Annotated in this window: 14 protein-coding genes and 1 pseudogene; 9 read left to right on the top strand and 6 right to left on the bottom strand. The window is 67.3% G+C overall.

The genetic code is table 11. The features are described from left to right. The first annotated feature begins 12 nt into the window (after positions 1-12). The 4 genes from A5724_RS08455 to A5724_RS08440 all read left to right on the top strand — a co-directional run bounded on the left by A5724_RS08455 (position 13) and on the right by A5724_RS08440 (position 3,068). Positions 13-1,011: a cytochrome c oxidase subunit II gene (locus A5724_RS08455; protein WP_067799283.1), complete on the top strand. Its 999-nt coding sequence runs from the start codon at positions 13-15 to the stop codon at positions 1,009-1,011. Between the two features lie 9 nt (positions 1,012-1,020). Beyond that, positions 1,021-1,440, top strand: a complete 420-nt coding sequence (locus A5724_RS08450) for a cytochrome c oxidase subunit 4 (protein ID WP_067799185.1) — start codon at positions 1,021-1,023, stop codon at positions 1,438-1,440. A 135-nt stretch (positions 1,441-1,575) separates the two neighbouring features. Beyond that, on the top strand, positions 1,576-2,442 hold the full coding sequence (locus tag A5724_RS08445; protein WP_067799182.1) for an MmpS family transport accessory protein: 867 nt from the start codon (positions 1,576-1,578) through the stop codon (positions 2,440-2,442). Continuing rightward, positions 2,442-3,068, top strand: a complete 627-nt coding sequence (locus tag A5724_RS08440) for a DUF2561 family protein (protein WP_067799179.1) — start codon at positions 2,442-2,444, stop codon at positions 3,066-3,068. The genes A5724_RS08445 and A5724_RS08440 overlap by 1 nt, the downstream gene beginning before the upstream one ends. 87 nt (positions 3,069-3,155) lie before the next feature. Here the strand turns inward: A5724_RS08440 and A5724_RS08435 are convergent, their stop codons facing one another. From A5724_RS08435 to A5724_RS08420, 4 genes are read right to left on the bottom strand one after another with little or no spacing between them, the layout of a single operon-like run. Further along, positions 3,156-4,844 (bottom strand): cytochrome bc complex cytochrome b subunit, encoded by a 1,689-nt coding sequence (locus tag A5724_RS08435; protein WP_067799176.1) that lies wholly within the window; start codon positions 4,842-4,844, stop codon positions 3,156-3,158. Beyond that, complete coding sequence (locus A5724_RS08430; RefSeq protein ID WP_067799173.1) at positions 4,841-6,046, bottom strand: ubiquinol-cytochrome c reductase iron-sulfur subunit; 1,206 nt, start codon at positions 6,044-6,046, stop codon at positions 4,841-4,843. The genes A5724_RS08435 and A5724_RS08430 overlap by 4 nt, the downstream gene beginning before the upstream one ends. Further along, positions 6,043-6,879, bottom strand: a complete 837-nt coding sequence (locus A5724_RS08425; protein WP_067799169.1) for a c-type cytochrome — start codon at positions 6,877-6,879, stop codon at positions 6,043-6,045. The genes A5724_RS08430 and A5724_RS08425 overlap by 4 nt, the downstream gene beginning before the upstream one ends. A gap of 11 nt (positions 6,880-6,890) precedes the next feature. Then, on the bottom strand, positions 6,891-7,502 hold the full coding sequence (locus tag A5724_RS08420; protein ID WP_067799166.1) for a heme-copper oxidase subunit III: 612 nt from the start codon (positions 7,500-7,502) through the stop codon (positions 6,891-6,893). A gap of 50 nt (positions 7,503-7,552) precedes the next feature. Between A5724_RS08420 and trpD the strand changes: the two genes are divergently transcribed. After that, a complete protein-coding gene (gene trpD, locus A5724_RS32950; RefSeq protein WP_232004749.1) occupies positions 7,553-8,629 on the top strand; it encodes an anthranilate phosphoribosyltransferase in 1,077 nt (358 codons plus the stop codon). Here the strand turns inward: trpD and A5724_RS08405 are convergent. After that, positions 8,567-10,348, bottom strand: a pseudogene (locus A5724_RS08405) (DEDD exonuclease domain-containing protein); the annotation flags it as partial. The gene trpD and the pseudogene A5724_RS08405 overlap by 63 nt on opposite strands. 107 nt (positions 10,349-10,455) lie before the next feature. Between A5724_RS08405 and A5724_RS08400 the strand changes: the two are divergent. From A5724_RS08400 to A5724_RS08385, 4 genes are all read left to right on the top strand, one after another. Further along, entirely contained in the window at positions 10,456-10,671 is a 216-nt protein-coding gene (locus A5724_RS08400; RefSeq protein WP_067799153.1) for a hypothetical protein, read from the top strand. Between the two features lie 153 nt (positions 10,672-10,824). Next, positions 10,825-11,961, top strand: coding sequence for a peptidoglycan hydrolase RipC (ripC, locus tag A5724_RS08395; protein ID WP_369830616.1), 1,137 nt, complete (start codon positions 10,825-10,827; stop codon positions 11,959-11,961). Then, complete coding sequence (locus A5724_RS08390; protein WP_067799150.1) at positions 11,930-12,760, top strand: peptidase; 831 nt, start codon at positions 11,930-11,932, stop codon at positions 12,758-12,760. Before ripC ends, A5724_RS08390 begins: the two co-directional genes overlap by 32 nt. Then, positions 12,757-13,884: a glycosyltransferase family 4 protein gene (locus A5724_RS08385; RefSeq protein WP_067799147.1), complete on the top strand. Its 1,128-nt coding sequence runs from the start codon at positions 12,757-12,759 to the stop codon at positions 13,882-13,884. The genes A5724_RS08390 and A5724_RS08385 overlap by 4 nt, the downstream gene beginning before the upstream one ends. Here A5724_RS08385 and A5724_RS08380 read toward each other — a convergent pair. Next, positions 13,881-15,677 carry a long-chain fatty acid--CoA ligase gene (locus tag A5724_RS08380; protein WP_067799144.1) on the bottom strand — a complete coding sequence of 599 codons (1,797 nt, stop codon included), beginning with the start codon at positions 15,675-15,677 and terminating at the stop codon, positions 13,881-13,883. The two genes, A5724_RS08385 and A5724_RS08380, sit on opposite strands and share 4 nt — an antisense overlap. Positions 15,678-15,681: the final 4 nt, after the last annotated feature.

Raw genomic sequence — 15,681 nt, 5'->3', positions numbered from 1 at the left:
GTCGCGTTGTCGATGATCCTCGGCGGCGCTGCGGTGCTGCTCAGCGGATGTAGCTGGTCCGAGGTTCTCGGTCTTGGCTGGCCGGAGGGCATCACGCCCGAGGCGCACGCGAACCGCGAACTGTGGATCGGCTCACTGATCGCGGCACTGGTGGTCGGTGTGATCGTGTGGGCGCTGATCTTCTGGAGCTCGGCGTTTCACCGGCTCAAGAAGGGCGACACCGAGTTGCCGCGCCAGTTCGGCTACAACATGCCGCTGGAACTGGTGCTCACCGTCACGCCGTTCCTGATCATCTCGGTGCTGTTCTACTTCACCGTGGTGGTGCAGGAGAAGATGCTGCACAAGGATCCGAACCCCGAGGTCGTCGTCGACATCACGGCGTTCCAGTGGAACTGGAAGTTCGGATATCAGAAGGTCAACTTCGGCGACGGCACCTTCACTTACGACGGAGCCGACAACGCGCGCAAGGCCGCGATGGAGTCGAAGCCCGAGGGTGTGGACGAGCACGGCCAGGAGCGCGTCGGCGCGGTGCGCGGGCTGAACCCGGAAGACCGCACCTACCTGAACTTCGACAAGGTCGAGACGCTGGGCACCTCCAGCGAGATCCCGATCCTGGTGCTGCCGAAGGGTAAGCGCATCGAGTTCCAGCAGGCCTCCGCCGACGTCGCGCATGCGTTCTGGGTGCCGGAGTTCCTGTTCAAGCGCGACGTGTACCCCGATCCTGAGGCCAACCACCAGGACAACAAGTGGCAGGTCAGCGAGATCACCAAGACCGGCGCATTCGTCGGCCGCTGCGCCGAACTCTGCGGCACCTACCACTCGATGATGAACTTCGAGGTTCGCGTGGTCGAACCCAACGACTTCAAGGCTTATCTGCAGCAGCGGATCGCCGGTAAGTCCAACGCCGAGGCGTTGCAGGCGATCAACCAGCCGCCGACGGCCGTCACCACGCATCCGTTCGACACGCGCCGCGGCGAACAGGTCGGCGTGCCCCCGCAGGCAAGCAAGTAGGGACACCACATGCACATCGAAGCCAGGTTGTTCGAGTTCCTCACCGCCTTCTTCGTCCTGTCGGCGGTGGTGTACGGGGTGCTCACCGCGCTGTTCGCCAACGGTGGTGTGGAGTGGGCAGGCACCACGGCGCTGGTGATGACGTCCGGGTTGACCCTGATCACCGGGACGTTCTTCCGGTTCGTCGCCCGCAGGCTCGATACCCGGCCCGAGGACTACGAGGACGCTGAGGTCAGCGATGGCGCGGGCGAACTCGGCTTCTACAGCCCGCACAGCTGGTGGCCGGTGGCCATCGCGTTGTCGGCCTCTGTCACCGCCGTCGGCGTCGCGCTGTGGTTGCCGTGGCTGATCGCGGCGGGCGCGTGCTTTGTGCTCTTCACGGCCGCAGGTTTGGTTTTCGAGTACTACACCGGCCCCGAGAAGCACTGACTTCACCAAGGTCACAATCGGGACAACAGTTCGCCCGCGGACCGCATTGTGAGAGCCGATCGGCCAATGGCTTTGGGTAGTGTTGCCGGGGCACGGTCAACCGCGCCGGAGAGTAGTCGAAAAGGATAGGCGTAGATGAGCGGGCCGAATCCCCCAGGATCTGAAGGGTCGGATAAGCCGGGTCAGGAGCCAGGCGATCAGCCCACGTCGGACCAGTCCGCGGCACCCGAAGCGGGTGAGACCGAGTTCTATTCGCAGGCCTACTCCGCCCCTGAGTCCGAACAGTTCACCAGCGGTCCCTACGTGCCCGCCGACTCGTCGTTGTACGACTACGACAGCTATGAGCCTGCGGCCGATCTGGCCGAGCAGGGCAGGCCGCCGCGCTGGCCGTGGGTGGTGGGGGTGGCGGCCATCGTGGCCGCGATCGCGCTCGTCGCCTCCGTATCGGTGCTGGTGACCCGGACGGACACCGACAACCTCGCGACACCCGCGACCAGCACCACCACTCCGCCGCCGGTGCAGGACGAGATCACGACGACCACACCGCCGCCACCGCCACCACCGCCGCCGGAGACGACGACCGAAGCGCCGCCCCCGCCACCGCCACCTGAGACCGTGACGGTGACGCAGGAGCCCGCGCCGCCGCCTCCGCCCCCTGCCGCCGAGGCGCCGCCGCCTCCGCCGGCCACGTCCGCGGCGCCGCCACCGCCGACCACCACGACGCCCGCGGGGCCGCGGCAGGTCACCTACTCGGTCACCGGCACCAAGGCGCCCGGCGACATCATCACGGTCACTTACATCGACGCGTCCGGCCGCAGCCGCACCCAGCGCAACGTCTACATACCGTGGTCGCTGACGGTGACACCGATCTCGCAGTCGGAAGTCGGCTCGGTGCAGGCGTCCAGCCTGTTCCTGGTCAGCCGGCTCAACTGCTCGATCACGACGAGCGACGGCACCGTGCTCTCGTCGAACACCAACAACGCCGCGCAGACCAGCTGCTGATGGGCGAATTCGACCGTACCGACCGCATTTTGGTGGGCGCGTGCGCCGGCGTGTGGCTGGTCGCCCTCGGCGCAGGCGTGGCAGCGACTGTGGCGCTCGTCGACCTGGGCACCGGGCATGCGCAGTCGACGGGGGACTCTGAGACGCCGTGGCTGCTGTACGCGGTGATCGCGATCTCGGCGGCGGTGATCATCGGCGCGGTGCCGCTGCTGCTGCGCGCACGCCGCGCCGCGCTCGAAGAGCCGCCGGCACCGGTGCGTACCCCGGTCCGCGCTGCCCCGATTCACCCGCAGGCCCCGGTGCGCGGCGCGGAGGCGCCGACGGAGAAGATCCGGATCGGCGCACCGCCTGCCGCAGGGCCCGGCTATCCCACCCGGGAGGCGATCGTCGCGCCGCCAAATCCGTTGGAGGAGGCCATCGATCGGGTTTGGCTGCGGTGTGCGGTGGTCATCGCGATCGCGATGGGGTTGGCCGTCATGGCCGTTGGCGTCGCGACGTATCTGATGGCCGTCGACCACAACACCGTGGCGTGGGTGTGCTACGCCGTCGCCGGCCTGATCACGTTGGGAATGCCCGCGATTCCGTGGTTCTACCTACGCGAACTGCGCGCTGTTGTGGAGCAGTAAACGCGACGAGATCAGACCCGACACACCCGCGCAATCGCGCGGATGGTGTGCGTCAGGTCTGATCCCGATGTCGCTTCTTACGCCAGTTCAGTGATGCCCGTTGGTCTCGCCGTTGGACGAGCCGTTGCGGCCCTGGTGCTCACGCAATGCGGTCAGCGCCCTGCGCTCTGACGCGTGCGCCGCTTCGGTGAGCGCCTCATGCTCCGAGACCGGGTCGGCGGTCAGGAAGCTGCCCGTGCCCGGTGCACCCGCGGAGCCCAGCTTGTTCATCCGCTTGGGCACGGCTGCGCCCTGGTACTCCAACGGAATCGGGTGGCCGTGCTCGTCGACCGGCCCGAGCGGTTGGTGCAACTCGATGTAGGCGCCGTGCGGCAGTCGCTTGATGATGCCGGTCTCGATGCCGTGCTCGAGCACCGCACGGTCGCTGCGCTGTAGTCCGACACACCACCGGTAGGTGATGTAGTAGACGATCGCGGGCAGCACCACCATGCCGATGCGGCCGATCCACGTCGTCGCGTTCAGCGAAATGTGGAACTTCAGCGCGATGATGTCGTTCATCGCCGCCAGCGTCAGCACCATGTAGAACGCGATCGCCATCGCGCCAATCGAGGTGCGTACCGGTGCGTCTCGCGGTCGCTGCAACAAGTTGTGGTGCGCCTTGTCGCCAGTTAGCCGCTGCTCGAGGAACGGGTAGGCGATCAACAGCACGAACACCAGACCCATGATGAGCGCCACCCAGACGGGCGCCGGGATGGTGTGCCCGAAGGGATAGAACTCCCACGGCGGCCAGATACGCGCCAGGCCTTCCGTCCACATCATGTAGAAGTCGGGCTGGCTACCCGCCGACACCTGCGACGGCTTGTACGGGCCCAATTGCCAGATCGGGTTGATCTGCAACAAGCCACCCATCAAGCCGAGGATGCCGGTGACCATCGCGAAGAACGCGCCCGACTTGACGGCGAACACCGGCATGACGCGCACACCCACCACGTTCTTCTCGGTGCGGCCAGGGCCGGGGAACTGGGTGTGCTTCTGGAACCAGACAAGCGCCAGGTGAACACCGATGAGCGCCAAGATGATTCCTGGAATCAGCAGGATGTGCAGTGCGTACATACGGGGCAGCAGGACGCCGTCCGCGGAACACTGGTAACCCACGCCGCCGCAGGGGAAGTCGCCACCGAACAGTGCCCAGTGCAACCAGGTGCCGATGACGGGCATGCCCAGCGTGATCGACGAAAGCGCGGCACGCAGGCCGATGCCCGACAGCAGATCGTCGGGCAGCGAGTAGCCGAAATAGCCCTCGAACATCGCCAGGATCAACAGCAGTGAGCCGATCACCCAGTTGGCCTCGCGGGGTTTGCGGAATGCGCCGGTGAAGAAGATGCGTGCCAGGTGCACCATGATCGCGGCGGCGAACATCAGCGCCGCCCAGTGGTGTACCTGCCTGACGAACAGGCCGCCGCGGATCTCGAAGCTGATGTCGAGGGTGGACGCGTAGGCCTTTGACATCTCGACACCGCGCAGTGGTTGATATACGCCGTTGTAAGTGACCTCGGCCATCGACGCGTCGAAGAACAGGGTCAGATACACACCGGTGATCAACAGCACGATGAAGCTGTACAACGCGATCTCGCCCAGCAGGAACGACCAGTGGGTAGGAAACACCTTGTTCAGCTGGCGACGCACCGCCGCGGACGGGTGGTATCTCGAATCGATCGCATCGCCTTGTGCCGCGGCGATTTCAGCCATGTTCGGCTTTGGCAGTTTCGGACTCATGAGCTCCGCTCCCAGAATGCCGGTCCGACAGGTTCGATGAAGTCGCCGTTGGCGACCAGGTACCCGTCTTTATCGATGGTGATGGGCAGCTGCGCCAACGCGCGCGCAGCAGGACCGAATATGGGCTTTGCAAAGTGCAACGCGTCGAACTGCGACTGGTGGCACGGGCAAAGGATGCGATAAGTCTGCTGTTCGTAAAGTGAAGCGGGGCAACCCAAGTGCGAGCACACCTTCGTGTAGGCGAACAACTCGCCGAAGTTGAAACTCTCCTGGCCCTTGCGCTTGACCACCTTCGGCATGTCGGTGGACTTGATACGGATCAGCATGACGGGGTTACGCACACCCATCGCGATCTCGGAAAGCCGCTCGTGCGAATGGACGTCGGTGCCGTCGCCGTCGGATTCCCGCCACGGGAACACCGTCTCCATGCCGCCCGCGTCGATGTCCTCGGGCCGCATCTTCACGAACGGCGACTCGCCCGGCCTGCCGGTGGCCCGCGCAAGGAAGATGGTTTCGCCCTCGAAGCGGGGAGTCCAACCCGACGTCCACAGCACGGCTTTCTTGCCGTCCGCGGTCTGCACCACCGGCTTCCACGGATTCTTGATCAGCCCGCCGATGAACGCGACCAGCGTGCCGAGCCCGAACGCGCCGAGGCCGATGCCCAGCGAAAGGCCGATCACCTTGCGCCGCTTAAGCGTTGAGCCCTCCAGCGCATCGGTGAGGTTGGCGGCGACTGTCCTGCGCTGGAGTTCGGGGGAGCGGCCGTCGTGGCGCTCCTGAATCGAGATCTCCTCGGGGATGAACTTCTTCTGGAACAGCACCGCGCCGATGCCGATCGCGAGGATCGACAGGCCGAACGTCAGGCCGTACAGCGGGGTGGCCAGCTGATACCAGATCTCGCCCGCATCACCCGTCGGCCTGTACTCCCACGGCCAGAACAAGAAGATCAGCAGCAGCGCCAGACCCGAAATACCGCCGAACAGAAGCCAATATGCGACCGAACGTTCGGCCCGCTTCTCGGCCTTGGTGCCGGGGATCGCCCAGCGGTCCTCCTTGAAGACGGTCTCGACGCCGTCCAGCTTCCCGCCGAGCGCGACCAGTTCCTCACGGCTCATCGCAGCCAGTTCGGCGTCGGTCGGCTGTCCCGGCACACCCTGCTGGCCGGGGGTGTCGCTGCCCTTGACGCCTGACGTTTCGCTCATGCTCGCGCTCCGATCCACAGCGCAACTGCCACCACACCGACAATGCCGATGATCCACATCGCCATGCCTTCAGACGACGGTCCGAAGCCACCCAGGCCGTAGCCGCCCGGATTCGCCGCATGCGTGGCCTCGCGAACGTAGGCGACGATGTCGCGCTTCTCGTCGGGGCTCAGTTGGCGGTCGGAGAACTTCGGCATGTTCTGGGGACCGGTCAGCATTGCGGTGTAGATCTGCGCGGGCTCGGCAGGTGCGAGGTCGGGTGCGTACTTGCCCGACGACAGCGCACCGCCCTTACCGGTGAAGTTGTGGCAGGAGGCGCAGTTCAGCCGGAACAGGTCGCCGCCGCGCGCGACGTCGTTACCCAGCAGCGACTCGTTGGCGATCTGACCGTTTTCGTCGCGGGGGGCCGTCGGCCCGCCGCCGTTGGCCTGGACGTAGGCGCCCAGCGCGTCGATCTGCGACTCGTCGAAGATCGGTGGTTTGCGCGCCGCCTGTGCCTCGCCGCGCATCGCGGGCATCCGGCCGGTCGACACCTGGAAGTAGACGGCGGCCTCGCCGACGCCGATCAGGCTGGGGCCGCGGTCCGGCACACCCTGCAGGTTGGCGCCATGGCAGGTGACACACGAGGTGTCGAACAACTGCTTACCGGTGCGCAGCAGCGCGGACGACGCCTCGTCGGCGACCGCGACCTGCGGGGTCGGCGTGAGGGTGGCCGCCAGGCCACCGGCGACTGCCAGCCCGACCAGCAGCAGCAGTGCTGCCGATAGACGCCGGCGCAGCCGACGCTGTCTCAAGGTCGCCGGCCTTCCGGCCCCGGGCGCCTTCTCGGTCATCGAACCCCTTCTCATCGGACAAAGTAGATGGTGGCGAACAGCGCAATCCAGACGATGTCGACGAAATGCCAGTAGTACGAGACGACGATCGCGGCGGTGGCCTGCGCCGGAGTGAACTTACTCATCGTGGTGCGCGCAAGCAGGAAGATGAAGGCGATCAGACCGCCGATGACGTGCAGGCCGTGGAAGCCGGTGGCCAGATAGAAGACCGAACCGTAGGCGCTGCCGGCGATCGTGGTGCCGTGCTCCACCAGGTGCATGTACTCGTAGCCCTGCCCGGCGACGAAGAAGGCGCCCATCAGGAAGGTGATGAAGTACCAGCGTCGCAGCCCGAACACGTCGCCACGCTCAGCGGCGAACACGCCCATCTGGCAGGTGAACGACGAGGCAATCAGCACCAGCGTCACCGGAACCGCCTGATACAGGTTCAGTTCGGTGGGGTGCGGCGGCCAGTCGCCTTGCGCCTGAGCACGTGCCGTGAAGTACATCGCGAACAGCCCAGCAAAGAACATCAGCTCACTGGACAACCACACGATGGTGCCGACACTGACCATGTTCGGTCGGTTCAGCGAATGTACTCGCGACGTGATGGCGGTTCCCGAGGTCCCTACAGCGCTCGTCACAGGAGCAAGTATGACGCTTTGTAGTTGTTGAACTCCACCCGGGTCAGGCAATTCGACATAATCGGCGGGTGACTTCTCCCGACGCGTTCACCTGGCCCCACATTCTCGGCCGCTTGACCACAGGTCAGGCGCTGCTTTCAGGGCAGGCCGCGTGGGCGATGGACCAGATCATGACCGGTGTCGCGACGCCGGCTCAGATCGCCGGCTTCGGCGTGTCGATGAAGATGAAGCGCCCGACCTCCGGCGAGGTGACTGAGCTGGCCGACACGATGCTCAAGCACGCGCGCCGGGTGCCCACCGATGTGATCGGCAACGAGACCGTCGACATCGTCGGCACCGGCGGTGACGGAGCAAACACCGTCAACCTGTCGACGATGGCGGCGATCGTGGTGGCTGCGGCCGGGGTGCCGGTGATCAAGCACGGAAACCGCGCGGCGTCGTCGCTGTCCGGCGGGGCCGACACGCTCGAGGCGCTGGGGGTGCGCATCGACCTGGGGCCTGATGAGGTCGCGCGCAGCGTGGCCGAGGTCGGGATCGGCTTCGCGTTCGCGCCGCAGTTTCATCCGTCGTACCGGCACGCCGGGGTGGTGCGCCGCGAGATCGGGGTGCCGACGGTCTTCAATCTGCTCGGGCCGCTGACCAATCCGGCCTCGCCGCGGGCGGGTCTGATCGGCTGCGCGTGGGGTGAGCTGGCCGAGGTGATGGCGGGTGTGTTCGCCACCCGCCGGTCCAGCGTGCTGGTGGTGCACGGCGACGACGGGCTCGACGAGCTCACCACGACGACCACCAGCACCATCTGGCGCGTGCAGGCAGGCACCGTCGAGCGGCTGACGTTCGACCCGGCGGCGTTCGGTTTCGCGCGGGCGCACATCGACGAGTTGGTCGGCGGTGACGCGGAATCCAATGCCGCGGAAGTCCGTTCGGTGTTCGGCGGGGCAAAGGGTCCCGTCCGCGATGCCGTGGTGCTCAACGCGGCGGGCGCGATGGTGGCGCACGCGGGGCTAGCCAGCGACGCCAAATGGGTGCCCGCCTGGGAGTCGGGCCTGGCTCGCGCCACCGAGGCCATCGACTCCGGGGCGGCCGAAAAGCTGCTCGCGCGTTGGGTGAGGTTCACCCAGAAAGCCTGACGAGTCCGTCCTCTCGAGTTGTTCGGCCGCCGCACGCGCCGACCGCGCCGTCGCCGCCCACTGCGCCCACCGGCCCGCCGCCGCCAGCGGCGACGCCCAGCCCGGTTCGGCGCGCACGATGCGCACCCCTGGCTGCGCCAGCCAGCGCGCGATCAACGCGGTCTCCTCGACCAGTGCGCCGCCCAGCGGCGCAGACGTCGGCAGAACCGCTTGCGCGCCAACGCATATCGCGTCGATGACCGGCATCGGTGGCACACCGCGTTGCGCGTTGCCCGCCGCGGCCAGCTGTCCGTGCCTGATGACCGCGAGGTGCCAGCCGCCGTCGCCGTCCGGGCGCGCGGCGACGAGTTCCTCCACCGCGGCCAGGGTACGCAGCCGCTGACCGCGCCACAGCACGTCGATGGCCGCTGCGGCGTGGTCGCGCAACCGGGCGGCCGTCTCGTAGCGGTTGCGCTCGGCGAGGTCGGCGATCTGGGCGAGCACACCGGCGAGCGCCCGGTTGTCGCTGCCCTCGATCAACTCGACGGCGCGGGCAGGCGCGGCCGCGTACTGCGTGGCGGTGACGCCCTGCGGGGCGGGGCACGGCGACAGTTCGCGTTCGGGGCACACATGCAGCGCCGAGCGGCTCAGCCGGGCCGTGCAGGTCCGCACGCCGGTGAACCGGGCCAGCAGCGCGGCGGTCTCGACTGCGTCGGCACGCCCGCGAAACGGGCCGATTGCGTTGGCGCGCTTCGGATTACGGACGACGGAGAATCGCGGGAACGGCTCGTCGGTCAGCGTCACCCACCACCACCGGCGCGGGAACTTCGACTTGCGGTTGTAGGGCGGCGCGTGCGCGGCGAGCAGGCGCAGTTCACGCACGCCCGCCTCCAGTTCGTGCGCGCACTCGACGTGATCGACGGCGGTGGCCAGCGACGCCATCTCCTTGATTCGGGTGCGCGGATCGGCGCCGTTGAAGTACTGGCCGACGCGGCGGCGCAGATCCACCGCGGTGCCGACGTAGAGCACCTCGGCCGACGGGCCGCGGAACAGGTAGACGCCGGGCCGGTGCGGTAGCGCGGTGGCGAGATGCCGCTTACTGCGCTGCGCGGGCGTCACATCGGGCAGATAGGACCGCAGATCGGCGTAGGTGTGCACGCCTTGATTGCCGACCCGCTCGATCAACCCGTGCAGCACGTCGACGGTGGCGCGTGCGTCATCGAGTGCCCGGTGCGTGGGCGTGGTGGCGGCGCTGAACAACCGCGCCAGCGCGGACAGCCGCACGCTCGGGGCCTCGTCGCGGGTGAGCACCCGGCGGGCCAGCTTCACCGTGCACAGCACCTGCGGCTTTGGCCAGGTGATGTGGCAGCGTTCGGCGGCCGCGCGCAGGAAGCCGATGTCGAAGCCGGCGTTGTGCGCGACGAGCACCGCGCCGCGGGAGAACTCCAGAAACGACGGCAGCACCGCCTCGATCGTCGGCGCGTTGCACACCATCGCCGACGTGATGCCGGTCAGCGCGACGATCTGCGGGGGGATGCCGCGCTGCGGGTCGACCAGGGTGGCCAACTCGCCGAGCACCACGCCGCCGCGCACCTTGACCGCGCCGATCTCGGTGATCGCGTCGTGGTTGTCACCGGAGGCTCTACCGCCCGTGGTCTCGAGGTCGACGACGACGAAGGTGGTCTCTCGCAGGGGCACACTCAGCTGAGCGTCGACATCCGCGAAGCTCAGCTGGCCCATGCGCTGAAGGTAGGCACCTGCACTGACAGCAACGGGTTGCCACGCGGACGAACTTGTCGGTGGGCCTCGATACCGTGCGGACAACACCGATTGAGAGGACGGGCCAGATGGGCAACCAGACAGGCACGGTGAAGATCGACTGCGACGACTGCGCAGTGCGTGGTCCCGGATGTCAGGACTGTGTCGTCAGCGTGTTGCTCGGCGTCCCCGAGACACTGCTCGACGACGAGCGGCGCGCGCTCGAGGTACTGGCCGATGTCGGGTTGGCGCCGAGATTACGGCTGGTGCCGATTCGCCGGCACGGCGATTCCGGCGTGGCGTAAGGACATTCGTTTACGAGGCCGTTGATAACGATCTCTGAGGCAGCTGTTAAATTTGCGTCTTCTGTTGGACAAGCCCGAGGCCGTTTCGTAACCTATCTGAGACCTAAGAGCAGTTTGACGCGGTTTCGTCACGGCATCTGAAGGACGCAAATCTTGAGGTTCAGCCGCACGCGCGGGATCACACGTGGTTTTCACGCACTTCGGAAACCAGTTGTAGGGGCGATAGCCGGGTTAACGGTATTCGGAGGCATTCTCGCCGGGCATGTGCAGGCCGATCCGGCCGACGACGCGCTGGCAAAGCTCAATGAATTGTCTCGGCAGGCCGAGCAGACCACCGAAGCCATGCACTCGGCGGAGCTGGACCTGAACAACAAGCTGGCAGCGCAACAGGCCGCCGAGGCCAAGCACGGCGCAGACGTCTCGGCCCTCGAATCGGCCAAGGCCCAATTGGCAACGTTCCAGGGCGCGGTCGACAAATTAGCTGCCGCACAGTACATGGGCGGCAGGACCGACGGTCTGGACGCGATGCTGACGGCCAACTCGCCGCAGGGCCTGATCGATCAGCTTGCGGTGCAGCGGGTGATGGCATCCGAGATGTCGGCGCAGATGAAGAGCTACCGCGACCTCGGTCAGAAGGCCACGCTGGCCGCGCAGGCGTCGGCCAAATCGGCCGCCGACGCGAAGACCGCCGCCGAACAGGCCGCCGCGGTGCGCGCTGACCTGCAATCCAAGCAAAGCAAGCTGCAGGTCCAGATCGCCGTGGTCAAGTCCCAGTACCAGGCGCTGACTCCCGCACAACGTGACGCGCTCGCGGCGCTGCCGCCGGCGCCTGCGCCGACACCGCCGCCTGCCGACGCGCCGCCGCCACCGGCGGATCCCGGCGTGCTGGCCGCGCCGCCGAACGGCATCCCGCCGGGCGATGTGGCGCCACCGGGCGGCGGATCGCCCGAGGCCGCCACCGTCATCCAGGCCGCGCTGAGCCGGATCGGCTCACCGTACGTGTGGGGCGGGTCGGGCCCAGGCCAGTTCGACTGCTCCGGATTGGTGATGTGGTCGTTCCAGCAGGCCGGCATTTCGCTGCCGCACTCCAGCCAGGCGCTTGCACAGGGCGGGCAGCCGGTGTCGATGGATCAGATCCAGCCCGGCGATCTGGTGACGTACTACTCAGACGCTTCGCACGTGGGCATCTACATCGGTGACGGCATGATGGTGCATGCCTCCACGTACGGCACGCCGGTGCGCGTCGCTCCGGTCGACAATGCGCCGATCCACAACATCCGTCGCTACTGACCGTCGCCGGCTGGCGGCCATCCTGATCACGGAGTTGATCTGTGGGGTGCTGCTCGTCGGCGGGCCGCAGTCGGAGCCCGAGCGTCCGGTCGTCGCCGCGCCCGCGTCGCTGACCACACCGACCGCCGCGTCAACCATTGAGACCCTTGGCGACGGCCGCACCGTTCACCTCGTCGGCATGGGTGGCCCGCGCACGGCGCCGTTGCTGGCCCGCATCGGGGCCGAGATGGACGGTGCCGCGAATGCCGTCACCGCGTTCTGGGGCCCCGACTGGCCGCGCGACATCGTGATCGTTGCTGCGGGATCAGACGCCGAGTTCGGCACTCTCGCTGACGGCGGCCCCGACACGGCCGCCACCACCACCGCCCAACGCATCATGTTCGCTCCCGGCGCGTCGGGCATGAATGATGCTTCGTTACGAATTGTGCTGCGCCACGAGCTGTTCCACTTCGCGTCGCGTGCCGTCACCGCCGCCGACGCGCCGCGCTGGCTGACCGAGGGCGTCGCTGATTACGTGGGCCGCCCACCGGCGACCCGGCCTGGCTCCGCCGCAACATGGCGGCTGCCGACCGACGCGGACCTGTCCGGACCCGAGCAGTCCCAGGCGTACGACCGGGCCTGGTGGTTCAGCCGGTTCGTCGCGGACACGTACGGCGCCGACTCGTTGCGCGCGCTTTATCTGCGGGCGTGCAGTCCCGGCCATCCGGACGCGGCCACCGCCGTGCGCGAGACCCTCGGCGCCGACCTGCCCGCGGTGCTGGCCCGGTGGCGGCAATGGTTGTCCGGCCCGCCTCGATGACCCGGGTTCTGTTGGTCACCAACGACTTTCCGCCGCGCCGCGGCGGCATCCAGTCCTATCTGCAGAACCTGGTCGACCGGTTGGCCGCCGCAGGTACGCACACGCTGACCGTCTACGCGCCGAAATGGAAGGGCGCAGACGAGTTCGACCGGGCCGCCGGTTACGAGGTGGTGCGCCATCCGACCACGCTGATGCTGCCCGAGCCGTCGGTGGCGGGCCGGATGCGCACGTTGATCAAACGGCACAACGCCGACACGGTCTGGTTCGGCGCTGCCGCGCCGCTGGCGCTGATGGCACCGCTGGCGCGCCATGCGGGCGCCGACCGTGTCATCGCCAGCACCCACGGCCACGAGGTCGGCTGGTCGATGCTGCCGGTAGCCCGAACTGCGTTGCGCCGCATCGGAACTGGCACCGACGTCGTCACCTACGTGAGCAAATACACCCGCGGCCGGTTCGCCTCGGCGTTCGGCGCGGACGCCGCGCTCGAGCACCTGCCGCCCGGTGTGGACACCGACCGCTTCGCACCCGACGAGGTGGCCAGGGCCGACTTGCGTGCCCGCTACCGGCTCGGTCAGCGGCCGGTCGTGGTCTGCGTATCGAGGCTGGTACCGCGCAAGGGCCAGGACATGCTGATCCGGGCGATGCCCGCGATCCGGCAACGGGTGCCCGACGCCGCGCTGGTGATCGTCGGCGGCGGCCCGTATCTGACGTCGCTGCGCCGGCTGGCGCACAGCTTCGGGGTGGCCGAACACGTGGTGTTCACCGAAGGGGTGCCGGGCGACGAACTGCCCGCCCACCACGCCATGGCCGACGTATTCGCGATGCCCTGCCGAACCCGCGGCGCCGGCCTCGACGTCGAAGGGCTGGGCATCGTGTTCCTGGAGGCGTCGGCGACGGGCGTGCCGGTGGTCGCGGGCCGCTCCGGCGGCGCACCCGAGACGGTTCGCGACGGGGAGACCGGCGTGGTGGTCGACGGCTGGGACGTCGGCGCGATCGCTGCGGCGATCAGCGATCTGCTCGCCGAGCCGGACCGCGCCGCGCGGATGGGCGAAGCCGGCCGACGCTGGGTGGTCGAGAACTGGCAGTGGAGCAGCAAGGCGCAACGCCTCGCCGAATTGCTCTAGCCGTACAACGCGTCGATGTCGCTGGCGAACTTCTCGGCGACCACCTTGCGCTTGACCTTCAACGTCGGCGTCAGCTCACCGGTGTCCTCAGTGAAATCGACTGGCAGGATGCGGAACTTGCGGATCGCCTCGGCTTTGGACACCGCCTGATTGGCCTCCTTGACGGCCCGCTCGACCTCGGCCATCAGATCAGGGTCTGAGGCCAGATCGCCGACGGTGGCTGCCGCGTCCTTGCCGTTGCGCTCTTTCCAACCGGGAAACGCCTCGGGGTCGATGGTGATCAGCGCGGCGATGAACGGCTGCTTGTCGCCGACGGCCATCGCCTGGCTGATCAGCGGATGCGCCCGCAGCCGATCCTCGAGGATCGCGGGCGCGACGTTCTTGCCGCCCGCGGTGACGATGATCTCCTTTTTGCGGCCGACGATGGTCAGGAAGCCGTCGTCATCGATCGCGCCGAGATCACCTGTGTGGAACCAGCCGTTGGTGAAGACCGCGTCGGTCTCCTGGTCGTTGTGCCAGTAGCCGCTGAACACCACGCCGCCCTTGACGAGCAGTTCGCCGTCGTCGGACAGCCGCATGTTGTTGCCGGGCAACAACTTTCCAACGGATCCGATCTTCACATCGTCGATCTTGTTGACGGTGACGGCCGCGCTGGTCTCGGTGAGTCCGTAACCTTCGTAGATGGTCAGCCCGACGCCGCGGTAGAAGTGTCCGAGCCGGGCACCAAGCGGTGCACCGCCGGAGATCGCGCCACGGCACTCGCCGCCGAGGGCCGCCCGCAGCTTGCCGTACACCAACCGGTCGAACACGGCGTGCTTCGCGCGCAGCAGCAGCCCTGCGCCGCCGGAATCCTGTGCCTGGCTGTATTCGATGGCGGTGTTGGCCGCCATGTCGAAGATTTTGCCCTTACCGTCGTTGCGGGCGTTCTGCTCGGCGGTGTTGTACACCTTCTCGAATACCCGCGGCACCGACACCACGAGCGTCGGTTTGAACACCCCGAACGTCGGCACCAGGTTCTTGATGTCACTGGTGAAGCCGAGCGTGACCTTGTATGCGAAGCACGCCAACGTGATGGCGCGGGCCAGCACGTGTGCCAGCGGCAGGAACACCAGCATCCGCTCGCCCTTGTCCAGCAGCGTCGGGAAGCAGTCCTTCGCGCCGCGGATCTCGTACATCAGATTGGAGTGGGTGAGTTGGCAGCCCTTCGGCTGGCCCGTGGTGCCCGAGGTGTAGATCAGTGTCGCGGGGTCAGCGGATCTGATCCCGGCCAGCCGGTCGTCGAGTTCCTTCTCGTCAACCGACGCGCCGGCCTCCGCCAGTGCATCGAGCGCCTGCGGGCCGGAACCGTCGATCCGGAAGACTTTGCGGAGCTCGGGCAGTTCCTGCGCCAAATGCTCGATCTTGTCGGCGTGGGCGTCCGTCTCGGCGAAGATCAGCACGGCGCTGGAATCCTGCAGCACGAACCGCACCTGCTCGGCCGAGTTGGTCTCGTAGATCGGCACAGTCAGCGCGCCCACCGACAGGATCGCGAGGTCAAGGATCGGCCATTCGTAGCGCGTCGCCGAAAACACCGCGACCCGATCACCGGGCCGGACGCCTTCTGCAATCAAACCCAGTGCAGTCGAACGGATCTGACTCGCGGCTTCCTTACATGTGACATTCGTCCATGCGCCGTCGACGAGGCGCTGGAAGATCACGTGATCCGGGTCGTCACGCCCGTGGCTGAACACCGAACTGACGATGCTGTCGTGCTCACCGACGGTGAATGTTGCGGGAACACTGTATTCGCGCACGCTG

Origin of the sequence: Mycobacterium sp. ACS1612, from assembly GCF_001667505.1 — a bacterium.
Classification (GTDB): Bacteria; Actinomycetota; Actinomycetes; order Mycobacteriales; family Mycobacteriaceae; genus Mycobacterium.
Note: the sequence above shows the minus strand (reverse complement) of the source record. Positions and strands in the feature narration are given on the sequence as shown.

Excerpts from the sequence above, each read along its gene's own strand:
- A5724_RS08435 (WP_067799176.1), bottom strand. The coding sequence starts at position 4,844 with ATGAGTCCGAAACTGCCAAAGCCGAACATGGCTGAAATCGCCGCGGCA.
- A5724_RS08445 (WP_067799182.1), top strand. The coding sequence starts at position 1,576 with ATGAGCGGGCCGAATCCCCCAGGATCTGAAGGGTCGGATAAGCCGGGT.
- A5724_RS08400 (WP_067799153.1), top strand. The coding sequence starts at position 10,456 with ATGGGCAACCAGACAGGCACGGTGAAGATCGACTGCGACGACTGCGCA.
- A5724_RS08455 (WP_067799283.1), top strand. The coding sequence starts at position 13 with ATGATCCTCGGCGGCGCTGCGGTGCTGCTCAGCGGATGTAGCTGGTCC.
- A5724_RS08390 (WP_067799150.1), top strand. The coding sequence starts at position 11,930 with ATGCGCCGATCCACAACATCCGTCGCTACTGACCGTCGCCGGCTGGCG.
- A5724_RS08385 (WP_067799147.1), top strand. The coding sequence starts at position 12,757 with ATGACCCGGGTTCTGTTGGTCACCAACGACTTTCCGCCGCGCCGCGGC.
- A5724_RS08440 (WP_067799179.1), top strand. The coding sequence starts at position 2,442 with ATGGGCGAATTCGACCGTACCGACCGCATTTTGGTGGGCGCGTGCGCC.
- A5724_RS08430 (WP_067799173.1), bottom strand. The coding sequence starts at position 6,046 with ATGAGCGAAACGTCAGGCGTCAAGGGCAGCGACACCCCCGGCCAGCAG.
- A5724_RS08425 (WP_067799169.1), bottom strand. The coding sequence starts at position 6,879 with ATGACCGAGAAGGCGCCCGGGGCCGGAAGGCCGGCGACCTTGAGACAG.
- A5724_RS08450 (WP_067799185.1), top strand. The coding sequence starts at position 1,021 with ATGCACATCGAAGCCAGGTTGTTCGAGTTCCTCACCGCCTTCTTCGTC.